This is a genomic window from Lachnospira pectinoschiza, assembly GCF_900103815.1.
Lineage (GTDB): Bacteria > Bacillota > Clostridia > Lachnospirales > Lachnospiraceae > Lachnospira > Lachnospira pectinoschiza_B.
This window is the reverse complement of sequence record NZ_FNHZ01000006.1, coordinates 1-15,896: the sequence shown is the minus strand read 5'-3', so window position 1 is coordinate 15,896 and position 15,896 is coordinate 1. Positions and strand designations below refer to the sequence as shown.

The 15,896-nt window shown below is 36.0% G+C and carries 10 protein-coding genes and 1 tRNA gene; 8 read left to right on the top strand and 3 right to left on the bottom strand.

Going from position 1 to position 15,896, the window contains the following annotated elements:
• Positions 1-45: 45 nt before the first annotated feature.
• Positions 46-1,968 (top strand): DNA topoisomerase (ATP-hydrolyzing) subunit B, encoded by a 1,923-nt coding sequence (gene gyrB, locus BLQ66_RS09115; protein WP_180364713.1) that lies wholly within the window; start codon positions 46-48, stop codon positions 1,966-1,968.
• 53 nt (positions 1,969-2,021) lie between these two features.
• Entirely contained in the window at positions 2,022-4,649 is a 2,628-nt protein-coding gene (gene gyrA, locus BLQ66_RS09110; protein WP_074521892.1) for a DNA gyrase subunit A, read from the top strand.
• Positions 4,650-4,765: 116 nt separating this feature from the next.
• On the opposite strand, the gene BLQ66_RS09105 is transcribed toward gyrA, so the two are convergent.
• Positions 4,766-6,478, bottom strand: coding sequence for a GGDEF domain-containing protein (locus BLQ66_RS09105; RefSeq protein WP_074521891.1), 1,713 nt, complete (start codon positions 6,476-6,478; stop codon positions 4,766-4,768).
• 181 nt (positions 6,479-6,659) lie between these two features.
• On the opposite strand from BLQ66_RS09105, the gene BLQ66_RS09100 reads away from it, so the two are divergent.
• From BLQ66_RS09100 to BLQ66_RS09080, 5 genes are all read left to right on the top strand, one after another.
• Positions 6,660-7,502, top strand: a complete 843-nt coding sequence (locus BLQ66_RS09100) for a fumarate hydratase (RefSeq protein WP_074521890.1) — start codon at positions 6,660-6,662, stop codon at positions 7,500-7,502.
• A 91-nt stretch (positions 7,503-7,593) separates the two neighbouring features.
• Entirely contained in the window at positions 7,594-8,151 is a 558-nt protein-coding gene (locus BLQ66_RS09095) for a Fe-S-containing hydro-lyase (RefSeq protein WP_027431121.1), read from the top strand.
• Positions 8,152-8,658: 507 nt separating this feature from the next.
• Positions 8,659-10,872: a MucBP domain-containing protein gene (locus BLQ66_RS09090; RefSeq protein WP_074521889.1), complete on the top strand. Its 2,214-nt coding sequence runs from the start codon at positions 8,659-8,661 to the stop codon at positions 10,870-10,872.
• A gap of 141 nt (positions 10,873-11,013) precedes the next feature.
• Entirely contained in the window at positions 11,014-12,720 is a 1,707-nt protein-coding gene (locus tag BLQ66_RS09085; RefSeq protein ID WP_074521888.1) for an ABC-2 transporter permease, read from the top strand.
• Between the two features lie 170 nt (positions 12,721-12,890).
• Positions 12,891-12,978, top strand: a tRNA-Ser gene (locus tag BLQ66_RS09080).
• A 157-nt stretch (positions 12,979-13,135) separates the two neighbouring features.
• Here the strand turns inward: BLQ66_RS09080 and bioB are convergent.
• Together bioB and BLQ66_RS09070 are read right to left on the bottom strand one after the other, a co-directional pair.
• Positions 13,136-14,110, bottom strand: a complete 975-nt coding sequence (gene bioB, locus BLQ66_RS09075; protein ID WP_074521887.1) for a biotin synthase BioB — start codon at positions 14,108-14,110, stop codon at positions 13,136-13,138.
• A 15-nt stretch (positions 14,111-14,125) separates the two neighbouring features.
• On the bottom strand, positions 14,126-14,764 hold the full coding sequence (locus BLQ66_RS09070) for a biotin transporter BioY (RefSeq protein WP_083330329.1): 639 nt from the start codon (positions 14,762-14,764) through the stop codon (positions 14,126-14,128).
• A 307-nt stretch (positions 14,765-15,071) separates the two neighbouring features.
• On the opposite strand from BLQ66_RS09070, the gene BLQ66_RS09065 reads away from it, so the two are divergent.
• Positions 15,072-15,632 carry a nitroreductase family protein gene (locus tag BLQ66_RS09065; protein WP_074521886.1) on the top strand — a complete coding sequence of 187 codons (561 nt, stop codon included), beginning with the start codon at positions 15,072-15,074 and terminating at the stop codon, positions 15,630-15,632.
• Positions 15,633-15,896: the final 264 nt, after the last annotated feature.

Genomic DNA, 15,896 nt, shown 5'->3' with positions numbered 1-15,896 from the left:
CTATAAATTGATAAATTAAAGTAGTACATAGAAGGAGGAATCATAGTGGCAGAGCAGAATTATGGTGGAGATCAAATCCAAGTTTTGGAAGGTCTCGAGGCTGTAAGAAAAAGACCAGGTATGTATATTGGAACTACATCTGGAAGAGGACTTCATCATCTAGTATATGAGATAGTAGATAATGCAGTTGATGAGGCACTAGCAGGATACTGTGATACAATTAATGTTTTCATAAATCCAGATAATTCAATAACAGTAGTAGATAATGGTCGAGGAGTTCCTGTAGATATTAATCATAAGACAGGAAGACCAGCGATTGAGGTAGTTTATACAGTTCTTCATGCTGGCGGAAAATTCGGCGGTGGCGGATACAAAGTATCCGGCGGTCTACACGGTGTAGGTGCATCTGTAGTTAATGCTTTGTCATGTTGGCTCGAAGTTCAGGTTAAGAGAAATGGACATATCTATCAGCAAAGATACGAAAGAGGTCACATTTGCTATGATCTTAAGATTGTTGGTGATTGCCCAGTTGAAGAAACAGGAACTAAGGTTACATTCCTTCCTGATCCTGAAATTTTCCAGGAAACAACAGAATATGATTTTGATATTTTAAAGCAAAGACTTAGAGAAATGGCCTTCTTAACAAAGGGTATCAAGATTGTTTTATCTGATTTACGTGAAGGTAAAGAACGTGAAATGACTTTCCACTACGAAGGTGGTATTAAGGAATTTGTTGCTTACTTAAACAAGAGTAAGGACACACTTTACGAACAGATTATTTATTGCGAAGGCGTTAAAGACAAGGTTCAGGTGGAAGTTGCCTTCCAGCACAACGATGGATTTAACGAAGTTTGCGATTCATTTGTAAATAATATTAAGACTCCTGAAGGTGGTACTCACCTTACAGGTTTTAGAAATGCCTTAACTAAGACATTTAATGACTATGCAAGAACAGCTAAAATCCTTAAGGATTCTGATCCTCAGTTATCAGGTGATGATATCCGTGAAGGTTTAACTGCAATTGTTTCAGTTAAGATTGAAGATCCTCAGTTTGAAGGTCAGACTAAACAAAAGCTTGGTAACTCAGTAGCTAGAGGTGCAGTTGATAGTATTGTAAGTGAGCAGCTTACTTACTTCCTTGAGCAGAATCCTCAGATTGCTAAGTCAATTTGTGAGAAATCTTTACTTGCACAACGTGCAAGAGAAGCTGCAAGAAAGGCTAGAGATTTAACAAGAAGAAAGACAGCACTTGAGAGTACTTCACTTCCAGGTAAATTAGCTGATTGTTCAGATAAGGATCCTAAGAATTGTGAAATTTACATCGTTGAGGGTGATTCAGCCGGTGGTTCAGCTAAAACTGCAAGAAGTAGAGCAACACAGGCTATCCTACCACTAAGAGGTAAGATCCTTAACGTTGAGAAAGCAAGACTTGATAGAATTTTAGGAAATGCAGAAATTAAGGCAATGATTACTGCATTTGGTACAGGTATTCATGAAGACTTTGATATTTCTAAACTTAGATATCATAAGATTATTATCATGACTGATGCCGATGTTGATGGTGCTCATATTGCAACATTACTTTTAACATTCCTTTACAGATTTATGCCAGAACTTATTAGACAGGGCCATGTTTACCTTGCTCAGCCACCTCTTTACAAGGTTGAGAAAAATAAAAAGATTTGGTACGCATACAGTGATGACGAATTAAACAAGATTATGACAGAAATTGGCCGTGACCAGTCTAACAAGGTTCAAAGATATAAGGGTCTAGGTGAAATGGATGCTGAACAGTTATGGGAAACAACTATGGATCCAGAAAAGAGAATCCTTTTAAGAGTTGGAATGGAAGATGATGATGAATCAGAACTTGATGTAACATTCTCAACACTTATGGGTGACAAGGTAGAACCAAGACGTGAATTTATCGAGGCTAACGCTAAGTACGTAAAGAACTTAGATATCTAGTAACTTAAAATACATAAATGAATTACTATAAATTCTAGAAAGGACATAAAATAATGGATGAGCATATCTTTGATAAAGTTCAAGAAGTAGATATGAATAAAACGATGCAGAATTACTACATCGATTATGCCATGAGTGTTATCGCATCTAGAGCTTTACCCGATGTAAGAGATGGGTTAAAACCAGTACAAAGACGAATTTTGTATTCAATGATAGAGTTAAATAATGGACCTGACAAGCCACACAGAAAATGTGCGCGTATTGTCGGTGATACAATGGGTAAATATCACCCACACGGTGATTCTTCAATTTACGAAGCCTTAGTTAAGTTAGCTCAGGAATTCAATACAAGATATCCTTTAGTTGATGGACACGGTAACTTTGGTTCGGTGGATGGCGATGGCGCCGCAGCTATGCGATACACTGAAGCTAGACTTAGCAAAATCTCTATGGAAATGACTAGAGATTTAAACAAGGATACTGTAGATTTTATCCCTAACTTTGATGAGACAGAAAAAGAGCCAACAGTATTACCATCAAGATACCCAAACCTTTTAGTTAACGGTACTTCAGGTATTGCTGTAGGTATGGCAACTAATATTCCTCCTCACAATTTAAGAGAAGTAGTAGCTGCTGTAGTAAAGATGATAGATAATAAGATTTTAGAAGATAGAGATACCTCTATGGAAGAAATCTTAGAAATAGTAAAGGGTCCTGATTTCCCAACTGGTGGTACAATCATTGGTAAGTTAGGAATCGAAGAGGCTTATAGAACAGGACGTGCAAAGCTTAAAGTACGTGCCGTTACTAATATTGAGCCAATGCAAAATGGTAAGAATAGAATTGTTGTATCAGAATTACCATACATGGTAAACAAGGCTAAGCTTATTGAGAAAATTGCAGAATTAGTAAGAGATAAGAGAATTGACGGTATTACAGATTTACGTGATGAGTCAGATAGAGAAGGTATGAGAATTGCCATCGAACTTAGACGTGATGTAAATCCTAATATCATCTTAAATCAGTTATATAAGCATACTCAGTTACAGGATACATTCGGTGTAATCATGCTTGCTCTTGTAAATAACGAACCTAAGGTTTTAAATTTACATGACATGTTATTCTATTACTTACTTCACCAGGAAGAAGTAATAACAAGAAGAACACAGTATGATTTAAACAAGGCTGAGGAAAGAGCACACATTTTAGAAGGTTTAATGGTTGCCCTCGACAATATCGATAGAGTCATTGCAATTATTAGAGGCTCTGCAAATGTAACAATTGCCAAGGAAGGCTTAATTAAAGAATTTGCTTTAACAGAAGCTCAGGCTCAGGCAATTGTAGATATGAGACTTCGTGCTCTTACAGGCTTAGAGCGTGATAAGATCGAAGCTGAGTTAAAAGAACTTCATGAAAAGATTGCAGAATACAAGGCAATTCTTGGAGATAAGAAGTTATTACTTGGCGTTATTAAGACAGAAATTCAGGAAATTGCTAATAAGTACGGTGATGATAGAAGAACATCTATTGGATTTGATGAATTCGATTTATCAATGGAAGACCTTATTCCAGATGAGCCATGCATTATTACAAGAACTAACTTAGGTTATGTAAAGCGTATGACTCCAGATAATTTTAAGTCTCAGAACAGAGGCGGTAAGGGAATTAAGGGAATGCAGACAATTGATGAAGATTACATTGAAGATTTATTCATGACAACATCTCATCATACACTTACATTCTTTACTAATAAGGGTCGTGCTTATAAGTTAAAGGCATATGAGATTCCAGAATCTTCAAGAACTTCAAGAGGTACAGCAGTAATTAACCTTTTACAGTTACAGCCAGGTGAGACAATCACTGCAGTTGTACCAGTTAAGGTTGAGAAGTTACAGGATAAGGATTACCTCTTTATGGCAACTAAGAATGGTATTGTTAAGAAGACACCAGTTAGAGAATTTGCCAATATTAGAAAGACAGGAATTCAGGCTATTAATTTACGAGATGACGATGAGTTAATCGAAGTTAAATTAACAGATGATAATACAGAAGCCCTCATGGTTACTAAGTTTGGTCAGTGTATCAGATTTAAGATTACAGACGTAAGACCAACAGGACGTTCAGCAATGGGTGTCATTGGTATGAACCTTAATGACCAGGATGAAGTTATTGGCGTTCAGCTCAATAGCCAGGGTAGTGAAATGCTTATCGTATCTGAAAATGGTATGGGTAAGAGAACTGATATCGAAGAATATGCTGTACAGCATAGAGGCGGTAAAGGTGTTAAGTGCTACAAGATTACTGAGAAGACAGGTAATGTTGTAGGTGCAAAGGCTGTAGATGAGAACAGAGAAATCATGTTAATCACTACAGAAGGTATTATTATTAGACTTAAGTGTTCAGATATTTCTAAGCTTAAGAGAATTACATCAGGTGTTAAGTTAATTAACTTAGATGATGGTGTAAATGTAGCTTCACTAGCTAAGGTAAGACAGAAGCCAGCTAATGAATCAGGTGATGATGTTGAAGGATTTGAATCAGAAGAAGCTGATGATGAAGAAATTTCAAAGCCAGTAGAATCTGCATCTGATACAACAGAGACTGAAGAAGCTAGCGAATTAGATAATTCTCTTGATGAATTATTAGATAGAGCTAAGGAAGATCAAGAAGACGAAGAATAATTCGAGTTAAATTGTGATTTAACTCATAATTTCTAAATAAAAGCCCCACTAGTTTAAACTAGTGGGGTTTTTAAATTATTATATTAAATTCTATACTTTTTCAACATATTAAGATCCTATAAGCCATATTTGTTGATAACATAGGCGCAGATCTTAGCCATAAGACGATAATTGTGGATATTATTAGTATCCCAGGTAATTCTTATCTTAGTTGCCTCAATTGATAAAATGTATCTATGATTATACTTATCCTTAAACTTGATATGTATAAAAGCCTGAACTCCTTGCTTTTTAAGTGGTTCATAAACAGCCGGCGCATGATTGTTAAGAATTGAAATGTTATTAATCAACAATACATTGTCATATTGATAAATACTGTTTAAGTCCTCATCAAGAATATAACTTGAACAGGCCTCAATGACCTCTCTATCGTAATTATTTCGACTAGCAATATGAACAGGTCTAGCATTTTCATCATAAATTATAACTCTCTGGAAATTTTGAATATAACTAAAGGCATCAAGAACCTCCTGGATTCCGACTTCCTCATCATCAGTTAACTTAGCAAAAAGCTTACATATAACCTCGCTAAGATTTAAATTGTTACGACCATCAATATTTAAATCATGATTTGTAGCAGAATCCTGCTTAATTTCCTCCAAAGACTTAAGTCTTGCAGGTGTATAAATAATATATCTGTTTCGACCAAGGTCCTTAGCAACATACAAACAATAATCCGCGATGGTAAATAAATCTGTATAGTTATCAGCATCCTTAGGATAACAGGCACAACCAATAGATAGTGAAACCACTGGCTTTCCCTCATCATTAGGAGCATAAGTTGCATTTACAATATTCTTTAAACTACGTAAAATTTCTCTAGTTTTCTCCTCGTTATAACCATTATGAAGAACAACGAAAAATTCATCACCACCGAAACGTCCTACAATTCCGGCATTTCCAACCTGTTGCTTTATGATATCTGAAATGGAACGCAAAACCTCATCACCTTTTAAGTGACCAAGGCTATCGTTAACATTTTTAAAATAATCAATATCAATAATAGCAATTGTAGTACCTTCGCGGTGTTCAATATCTATCTGTTTTACAGCATAATTAGTAATTTCGTTTTTAGTTAATGTACCAGTTAATGAGTCAATCATTGGCTTATTAGTAGTTGTAGTAATCGCCCTAGTATTCTTATGAATAAAACCAGTAGCTCTTAAAAACTCGCCATTGTTATAAATTGACATACCTCTAACTTGTACAAGATCTTCCGAATTATCGTCATCGAAAATGTATTCAAAAGACGATTCTCCATTTTTAAGGGAAGATATCAATCTATTAGAATCTCCAGGAATTCTTTTTGAAAAATCCTTAAGAGATAAAACCTCATAATCCCTGCCATCAATAGTTGGCTCATAAATTACAACATCCATCTTATCAGGATAGTAAACTAAAATCTTGTCATTATAAAGATTTAAAACATTGTAATCAACTGATTGATGTTTAATAAGCTGCATATGCTCATCAATCAGTTTGTTCATTTCAACACACCTAATAGCAATCTGGCTCTTGTTTGGACCAGGTGAAATTTTCATAATATAATCAAGTAAAGTTCCAATCTGTGAATACATTTTTATAATAAAATAAGATGAATCCTTACTTAAAACCTTGTATTTAAAAAGCTCAAGGTCACTTTCTCCAATAAATTTTTCAAAAGTAAAATAAAGTCGTTCACCCATAAAATTATAAAATTCAGAATCAGCAGAAAGAATATCAAATGTGTCTGAATTAACTATTAAGTTGTGAATATAACTATCATTCATACTATAACCCACGTTGTAAATAAATTTACAATCCCCATTTTATTTCTACGCGTCAAAAGTATATCATATACTGATAAAAATTACTATTAAAGTATAGCTATTTTTATATTAAACAGATATAATTATTTACGTTGTATTAGTCTGATAAGTTGGACTATTCTCATTTAGGAAGGAAAAAATTATGAGAGAAGTTAATGTATCGTTAATTACACAGAATCTTAAGGAAATGTGTATCGAGGCGAATCATTTTTTAACACCAGATATGGCAAAGGTGTTTAATGAGGCTGTCGTTGAAGAAAAATCCCCACTCGGAAAGCAGGTTTTGAACCAGTTAAAAGAGAATTTACAAATCGCAGGAGACGAGATGATACCAATCTGCCAGGATACTGGAATGGCAGTAGTTTTCATAAACGTTGGACAAGACGTTCATCTAGTTGGCGGCGATATCACAGATGCAATCAATGAAGGTGTGCGCCAGGGTTACGTTGAAGGCTACCTTAGAAAATCCGTGGTAAAAGATCCAATTTACCGAGAGAACACTAAGGACAATACCCCAGCAATCATCCATTTTAATATAGTTCCAGGCGACAAGGTTGATATTACCGTCGCTCCAAAGGGCTTTGGTAGTGAGAACATGAGCCGCGTATTTATGCTAAAGCCAGCAGATGGAATCGAAGGTGTAAAGAATGCAATTCTAACAGCTGTTAAAGATGCCGGTCCTAACGCCTGTCCACCAATGGTTGTTGGCGTAGGTATTGGAGGAACTTTTGAAAAATGTGCACTCCTAGCAAAGAAGGCTCTAACCCGTGACCTAGACGAAGAGTCACCAGTTGAATATGTTAGAGACCTAGAAAAAGAAATGCTAACAAAAATCAATAAACTAGGAATTGGCCCAGGAGGACTAGGCGGAACAAAGACTGCACTAGCAGTTAATATCGAAACCTATCCAACACATATCGCTGGCCTACCAGTAGGAATTAATATATGTTGCCACGTTAACAGACATTCTCACAGAGTATTATAATTATCAACCAAGCAAGATGTTGATAAGAATTAAAAATGTGGATTAGAACGTAACATTTTCAAAATAATGTTGATAAAAAGGAAGGATAAACATGGATAAATATATTAATGCCCCAATAAGCGACGAAGACGCAAAGAGTTTAAGAAGTGGTGATTATGTCTACATCACTGGAACAATTTATACAGCTAGAGACGCAGCCCATAAAAGAATGGCAGAATGTTTAGAAGCCAAAAAAGACTTGCCAATAAACCTTACTAATAATATTATATATTACATGGGTCCATCTCCAGCAAGAGAAGGAAGACCAATAGGTTCTGCTGGCCCAACAACAGCAAGTAGAATGGATAAGTATGCACCAGACCTATTAAACCTAGGATTAAAGGGAATGATAGGAAAGGGCAAAAGATCCCAGGCTGTTATTGATGCAATTGTAGCTAATAAAGCAGTATACTTTGCAGCAGTAGGCGGTGCAGGAGCAATTTTATCAAAATGTATCAAGTCATCAACAGTAATCGCCTATGATGATTTAGGTACAGAAGCTATCAGAAAACTAGAAGTTGAGAACTTCCCAGTAATTGTCGTAATCGACAGTGAAGGAAACAACCTCTATGAAACAGCAATTAAAGAATATGCTAATTTAGAAGATTAGTTTATATTAAAGAATATAGACAGCTATAGTATTTACATTTGAGAGAATCTTTAATGTAAATATTGTAGCTGTTTTTTTGTGCAATTTTACTAATGAGGAATTTTAGTGATCTTGAATCAAGCCAGAAAACAAGGCAAGGTCACAAGTATATAGTAATAAAGTACTAGCTAGTTAAACATGGAAACGTCTAAACCGGTGGGGGTTTCCGGTGGTAAATGGGTGTAATACAGTCCAGGCTAGATGGGGAGTACAAGGGTGTGCTCTTTTAAAAAAAGTATAAAAACCGCGTATTTTTTTGTAAAAATAGGACATAGGTACCAACTGCTAAAATTATTGTTTCTATATTTATACAATTTCTTTCAAAAAATCTTTTTATCCCCCCTTTTATGGTGTGTTTGTGAAAAAATAATGATGATATTATGTATTTACGATTTCGATGACTAAAGTACTATACACATGTGAAGTGAGAAATCTTTAGAAAAGGATTTATATTTGGAGGAAAAAAGAATGAACAAGAAATTAAAAACTCTTGTTGCAACAACTCTTGGTGTTACAGTGGCTGCATTAGTAGCTGGTGTATCTCAAAAGTATTTAGATTTAAGCAGTAATTCAGTGGGGACATCTAAGGCATACTTGAAATCGTTAACTGCTAATACTTGTGAAGCAACATATGGGGAAACAAACTATTTAACTAATTCAAAGACATTATATATTGGTGGACTATTTGGAAATTTAGGAAAGATATATTTTGATTATTGTTATGATAATTATTATTGCAATTACGATGATAACTATAATAATAATTATTATAATTACACATACGATTATACAAACGAAGTTGGTTACTACTTAGTAATGCCTTGGGCAATTAAGACAAATAACACAGTACCAGGAACATATAAGTTCCCTGAAACAACTAGTGCATCATATAGAAACTACGGATATACATACAGCTTTTCAAGAGATATTGCTCAGGGAGAAGGAAAGCTTTCATTAGCTTTTAATAATCCTTATCAGTTTAATTTAAATGAAAGAGTAACATATGCTGAAGATCAGTATGTAGAGTATTTCCTTTATACTAATAATTTCTCTAATCTTACTCTTGGAGATACAATTATTACAGATAGAGCTGACTCTCCTATGACAGTAGTAGAAAGAAATGGAGAATTAGCATTACAGGTTATTTATAATAATCACAGCTATGTAACTTATGTTAAGGATATTAACTGGTACGTAATTAAGAAAGAATCGGGAAATCAGAAGTGGCACGTAGATGGTGAACCAAATTGGATCGACGAAGGTGTAATTGGAGCAACATATACAGTAAAGTATGTTGATGCTACAACTGGTGAAGAAATCGAGGCAACAACAGAAGTTGAAGAGGCAACAGATGGTTCATACCTAATTTACGGTAATGACGTAACAGCAACTGCTAAAGAAATTTCAGGTTATGATTTAGTATCTGACCCAGAGCAGACAATTACTTTAACAGAAGGTCAGGATAACGTAATCGTATTTGAATATCAGAGACAGGTTGCAACAGCAACTAACACAGGTTTCTATCTTGTAATGCCTTGGGCAGACAAGATAGGGGCCATAACTGATGAAGATGGTTACTTAAAGTATGAAGAAAAAACAGGTTTATCTTATAGAGATTTAGGATATACTAAAGCATTTTCATCAGACCTTTCTAATGGAGATGGAACAATAAAACTTGATTTTGAGTATTCTGAAAATGGTAAGACAACTTACGCAGAAGAATCAAATATCCCAAATCTTATTGATGTAGACTTCTCAAATCTTACAGAAGGCACTCAGATAACAACACAAGAAAGAGATTATAATCTTACAGTTGTTATTGAAAATGGAGTAAAGACCCTCCAGGTAACATATAACGGAGATACATATACAACAAATCTTGATGATATTAAGTGGTATGTAATCAAGAAGAATGCTTATGGTGACTGGCATATCGATGGTGCAGCAAAGTGGACTAAGTTAGAAAATGAAGAAGAAACAGTATCAGAACCAGAAACAGAGACTGAGTCTTCAACAGAAGTAACAGAACCAGAAAGCTCAACTGAAGAGACAGTAGTAGAGCCAGAAACAGAAACACAGGCACCAGAAACACAGGCTCCTACAGAAGCTGAAACAGAAGTAACAGTTCCAGAGACTGAGTCTTCGACAGAGGAAACAGTGGCAGAGCCAGAAAGCTCAACTGAAGAGACAGTAGTAGAACCAGAAACAGAAACACAGGCACCAGAAACACAGGCTCCTACAGAAGCTGAAACAGAAGTAACAGTTCCAGAGACTGAATCTTCAACAGAAGTAACAGAGCCAGAAACAGAAACACAAGCTCCAACAGAGGCTGAAACACAGGTTGAAGTTGCGGGAGATGAAGATGAGTTAGCATCAACAGAGGAGGAGACAATTGTTGAGGTATCAAGCGATGAAGATATTGCAGAAGAACCAACAATCGTTGAAGTAGCTGGTGATGAAGACTATGTAGAAATTAAGACAATCACAATTACAGCTGATAACACATACTTAGGTGAGATCGCTGCTGATGAAGATGAAGTGGTTGTAGGAAGCGCAATGATTTCTACTTCAACAACAAAGACATCTGATAATAGCAACATTTTCACATATGTTATTGCAATGATTATTGCAGCTGCAACAGCAGTAGTTGTAACATTAAGAAAGAAAGTTTCTAACAGATAATATAGAATAAACTAAACCGATACTAGAAAACCAGGAGTTATAAGCTCCTGGTTTTTTAGTTCTTATTAACTATAGACAAATGTAAAAGCCTTAGATATACTGAATTTAATAATACAAAATATCTAAATAAAGGGAGGACAAATGAAAAACTATTTATCACACATAATATCAGCAATTATTACATTGGTGTTAACCATTATTATGTACTACATTTTCATACCACCAATCAACCTAACATCAGGTGATTTCTGGTTCTTTATAATAATGGTATTCATAATAGCAACAGTTGTCTCAGGATTTGGACAGTTCGTTCAGATATTTGCAAGAGCAACTTATTCTTCAAGAGGCTTTAAATCAAAGAAAAAGAAACCGGCAACAGTTAAATATAAGGATTTAGGCACATTTACAAAGGTGTCTAGCCTTATAGCACTTGGAATAGTTGCCATCTTTATTATCTTCTCATTCTTCTCATCAAAGCTAATTAATGCAAAAGCATATAGCAAGATTTTACAAGTAGAAGAAGGAGAAATCTCAGATTTGCCATCAGTTTCAAACACATCTGCAATTGCCCTTATGGACACAGATTCAGCAAAGAAGCTAGGTGACAGAGAAATCGGAACACTTTCAAGCGTAGTATCACAGTACGACATCGAAGATGATTCCTACACTCAGTTAAATGTTCACACAAGCCCAGTTAAGGTAGCACCTCTATCTTACGCAAGCTTCTTTAAATGGATTAACAATAAAAGTAATGGTATCCCAGGTTATGTCGTTGTAGATCCGGTAACAATGGATGCCAATTATACAGAGCTTTCAGAAGGCATGATTTACGTGCCATCCGCTTTCTTCTCAGAAGATCTTGAAAGACACATTAGAATGAAGTATCTAACAACAATCTTTGACACACCACATTTTGAGGTGGACGAAGAAGGCAACCCATGGTATGTGGCACCAGTTATTAAAAAGACAATCGGCTTATTTGGTGGTAAGAAGGTAACAGGCGCAATCCTTGTAAATCCTATTACCGGCGAAATGACAAAATACAAACTCGCAGACGTCCCAAGCTGGGTAGACGTAGTTTACGGCGGAAACTATATCACTGAGCAGTACAACAATTACGCCCAGTTACAGAAAGGTTTCCTAAACTCAGTCATTGGACAAAATGGATGCCGTAAAGTCACAGAGGATTCAGAAGAATCAACCTCAGATTACGGCTATATCGCAATTGGCGATGACATCTACATTTACACAGGTGTCACATCCGTAAATGGCGACAGCTCCAACATCGGTTTCATCATTGCCAATGAAAGAACAGGCCAGACAAAGTTTATCGAAGCTTCAGGCGCCGACGAGTTCTCGGCAATGAGCGCAGCCGAAGGCGAGGTACAGGAGAAGGGCTACGAAGCATCCTTCCCATCCCTCATTACCATCGACGACATCCCAACATACATCATGGTATTAAAGGATAAGTCTGGTTTGGTGAAAATGTATGCCTGCGTAAATGTATCGCAGTACAACATCGTTGCTACAGCCACAACTCAGGAAAAATGCATCGAAAACTATAAGAATCTCTTAAGCGGTAACATTAGTTTAGATGAAGCAAACAATGATAGTTCAGAGGCAACAACTAGTGAAACTATAGATGAGAGCTTATATACAGAAACAGAAATAACTATTACAAAGATGCAGACAATAGATAATAACGGAAATACTTATCTCTACATCGTAGATCAGAACAACAATATCTATAATGCCAAGTACACAGACGTCTTAGATATGCTTTTGGTAAATGTAGGAGATACAGTAAAATTAAGAATTTATGAGGACAAATTCTTAATGGCAGAATAAGAAAAAATACGAAAAAATGAGCAAAAATATATAAATAATTCTAGAAAATTGTGTTGACAATAAGATGTAGTCAAGCTATAATAAATCTTGCGTTTAGCGCAAATTTCATAATTAAGTTCAAGAATTGTTTATTATATATAACACAATTGGCGAGCGCAGTTACGGAATCTGGAGTAGTACTCAAGAGGCTGAAGAGGCGCCCCTGCTAAGGGTGTAGGTCGGGAAACCGGCGCGAGGGTTCAAATCCCTCCTGCTCCGTTAAGTAATTTGACCAGGAAGTTAGTAATTAACTTCCTGGTTTTTTTTGAAAAAAGGCGGACATGTTAAATGTCCGCCTTAAGTATTATTTATTATCATCCTCAAGCCCACAAATTATCAGTTCTGCCAATCATCTATCTTTTAATTGGCAAGCTCTTTAATTAGCAGCCTTTGCAAGCTCTCTGTGCATAGAACTAAGCATTCTTCTATCACTTTCAATTGTATAGCCAGAAGTAGTAAGCATGTTTCCAGTGATAGATGCGCTAGCTCCGCTATTAAAAGCCCTCTTGCCAGCTTTATCTACAAGAATTCTACCACCAGCAAGTCTAACGTTGGCAGCAGGATTAATATATTTAAACATAGCAATAGATCTTAAAATCTCATCCTCCTCTAAATGAGGCATTCCCTCAAGCGGAGTTCCCTTAATAGCAATAAGCACGTTAATCGGAATAGAGACAACATCAATCTTAGAAAGAGTAAGGGCCATTTCAATACGCTGCTTAAAACTCTCTCCTAGGCCAAAGATTCCACCGGAACATACATCAAGTCCGGCAAGTCTCGCATTTTCAATAGTATTAAGCTTATCCTTAATTGTGTGACTAGTGCAAATGCTAGGAAAGAAACTAGGGCTAGTTTCGATGTTGTTATGAATACGGCTAACGCCAGCATTTTTCAAAGCCTCAAACTGTTCCCTAGACAATAAGCCAAGGGAAGCACAAAGACAAAGCCCTGGACATTCCTTTCTAATTAACTTAAAACTTCTAAGACACTTCTCAAATTCCTCTCCAGACAAAGCCCTGCCTGAAGTAACTATTGCAAATCTATCAACGCCGGCCTTGTAGTTTTCTCTAGCGTTATTAAGAATTTCTTCTTCATCTAAAAAGTCGTAAACCTCGCAGTTTGTCTTATAATGCACAGACTGGGCGCAGTATTTACAGTTTTCACCACATTTTCCACTTCTAGCATTGATAATTGTGCATAAGTCCACCTTATCTCCGTTAAAATGTGCACGAATCATGTCCGCGCCCCTTAATAAATCATCTAAATCGCAATCTTCAAAAAAGGACAAATCCTCTGCTTCACTTAGGCGTCTACTATCAATAATTTCCTTAGCAAGTTTAATCATATCCATATTTAAATCCTCGTCTTATAACTTCTTGTATGACATTAAGTGGGCAGCGGCCAAAGCTCTTCTAATTGCAATACCAGCCACCATACTTAAGGCAATCTTAATTGCATCAAAAGCAAGGAATGGATAAACGCAAACTGTTAAAGTAGCCTGAAGAGACATGTTTGTCTGAAGCATAAAATAAACAGTTCCAAAAACGTAACATACAGCCAAGCCAAGTACCATGCCCACCAAATGCATATACCAATGCTTAGATGAGAAATGGTCAATAAAGAAACCAGCAATCAAAGCCATAAAAATAAATCCGATAATATAACCGCCAGTCACCCCAAACAACTTAGCTGGACCACCCTGATATTCCGAAAATACAGGAAGTCCCACAAGTCCTAAAAGCATGTAAACAAGGTAAGCCAAACTACCCTTAATACAACCAAGGCTGTAAACGCATAAGTAAACTGAAATAACAGTTAATGAAATTGGCACAGCCCCAATAGGAATTGATAAAGGTCCAAGAATACAGCAAAGTGCAGTCATAATGGCGCACATTGCAATTGTCTTAATAGAAAGCAATTCCTTCTTTTCCCCTTCTTGCTTTGAAGCCTTAAGCTCCTTAGCCTCATCTTTTAAAATTCCCTCGTTAGTAACAAGATTCTTCATACATCTTCCTCCCAGTAATTATAATGAGCCCAATCTTTAAGGGAAGATTTACGCTCTTAATTATCAAATTAGCATTAAAAAAATGCATTGTCAACTACAAACTAATCTAAGGTTAACAATTCATAAAATCCCATCATTTAATAACGAAAGCCACTAATCCTTTCAAACTGGTAAAGAGTTATTGCATCCACCCTGCCAAATGCCTACAATAAAATTAAGCATTAATAATAAGCATTAACAATAAACGTTAAACCAATGCAATTAAGCGCAATCACTAAAAGCAAAAATGCAATCAGGGAGGTATGAAATGAACTTAAAAGACATGGTGCTCAAAAACAGATCCTATAGACGTTTCTATAATGAGAAGAAAATTTCCAAAGAAGAACTAACAGAACTAGTAGACATTGCAAGAAACACCCCATCTGCAGCCAACCGCCAGCCTGTACGATATAAGCTTGTGTATGAAGAGGCCGAGGCCGCAAAGGTATATAAGACCCTTGGCTGGGCTGGTTACCTAAAGGATTGGGATGGTCCTATTGAAAATGAAAGACCAGCCGCATACATTATCCTTGCCACCGACAAAGATACAAAGGCAGACATTGATGAGGGCATAATTAGTCAGACTATAATGTTGGCAGCAGTAGAGCGTGGCCTTGGTGGCTGCATTCTTGGTAACGTTAAAAGAGAAGAGCTAGTAAAGGCAATCAATCTCCCCGCCGATTATAAGATCGACCTCGTATTGGCACTTGGTTATCCTAAGGAAAATGTATCTCTAGTTGAAATGCAAAATAACGACGTAAAGTACTATAGAGATGAAGATATGAACCACTATGTACCTAAAAGAAAATTAGAAGATGTTCTATTATAGTAGAGTTATAACTAGAGTTATAAACGTTGTTATATATTAAAGAATGTATATTAAAGAATGTATATCCTTTCAAAATAACCATCCCTTATGGGATGGTTATTTTGGCTTTCCTTGTAGAGTATAGTTTATATTCCACCATATATAGTGGAAATTAAAACACGATTTAAAAAAATCGAAAAATTGCGAAAAAATATGAAAAAAGGTGTTGACATTAAGTTATCTAGATGATAATATATACAAGTCGCTGCGATACAGCAACGACAA

Coding starts and splice junctions, on each gene's coding strand:
- gyrA (WP_074521892.1), top strand. CDS start 2,022: ATGGATGAGCATATCTTTGATAAAGTTCAAGAAGTAGATATGAATAAA.
- BLQ66_RS09105 (WP_074521891.1), bottom strand. CDS start 6,478: ATGAATGATAGTTATATTCACAACTTAATAGTTAATTCAGACACATTT.
- BLQ66_RS09100 (WP_074521890.1), top strand. CDS start 6,660: ATGAGAGAAGTTAATGTATCGTTAATTACACAGAATCTTAAGGAAATG.
- BLQ66_RS09095 (WP_027431121.1), top strand. CDS start 7,594: ATGGATAAATATATTAATGCCCCAATAAGCGACGAAGACGCAAAGAGT.
- BLQ66_RS09090 (WP_074521889.1), top strand. CDS start 8,659: ATGAACAAGAAATTAAAAACTCTTGTTGCAACAACTCTTGGTGTTACA.
- BLQ66_RS09085 (WP_074521888.1), top strand. CDS start 11,014: ATGAAAAACTATTTATCACACATAATATCAGCAATTATTACATTGGTG.
- bioB (WP_074521887.1), bottom strand. CDS start 14,110: ATGGATATGATTAAACTTGCTAAGGAAATTATTGATAGTAGACGCCTA.
- BLQ66_RS09070 (WP_083330329.1), bottom strand. CDS start 14,764: ATGAAGAATCTTGTTACTAACGAGGGAATTTTAAAAGATGAGGCTAAG.
- BLQ66_RS09065 (WP_074521886.1), top strand. CDS start 15,072: ATGAACTTAAAAGACATGGTGCTCAAAAACAGATCCTATAGACGTTTC.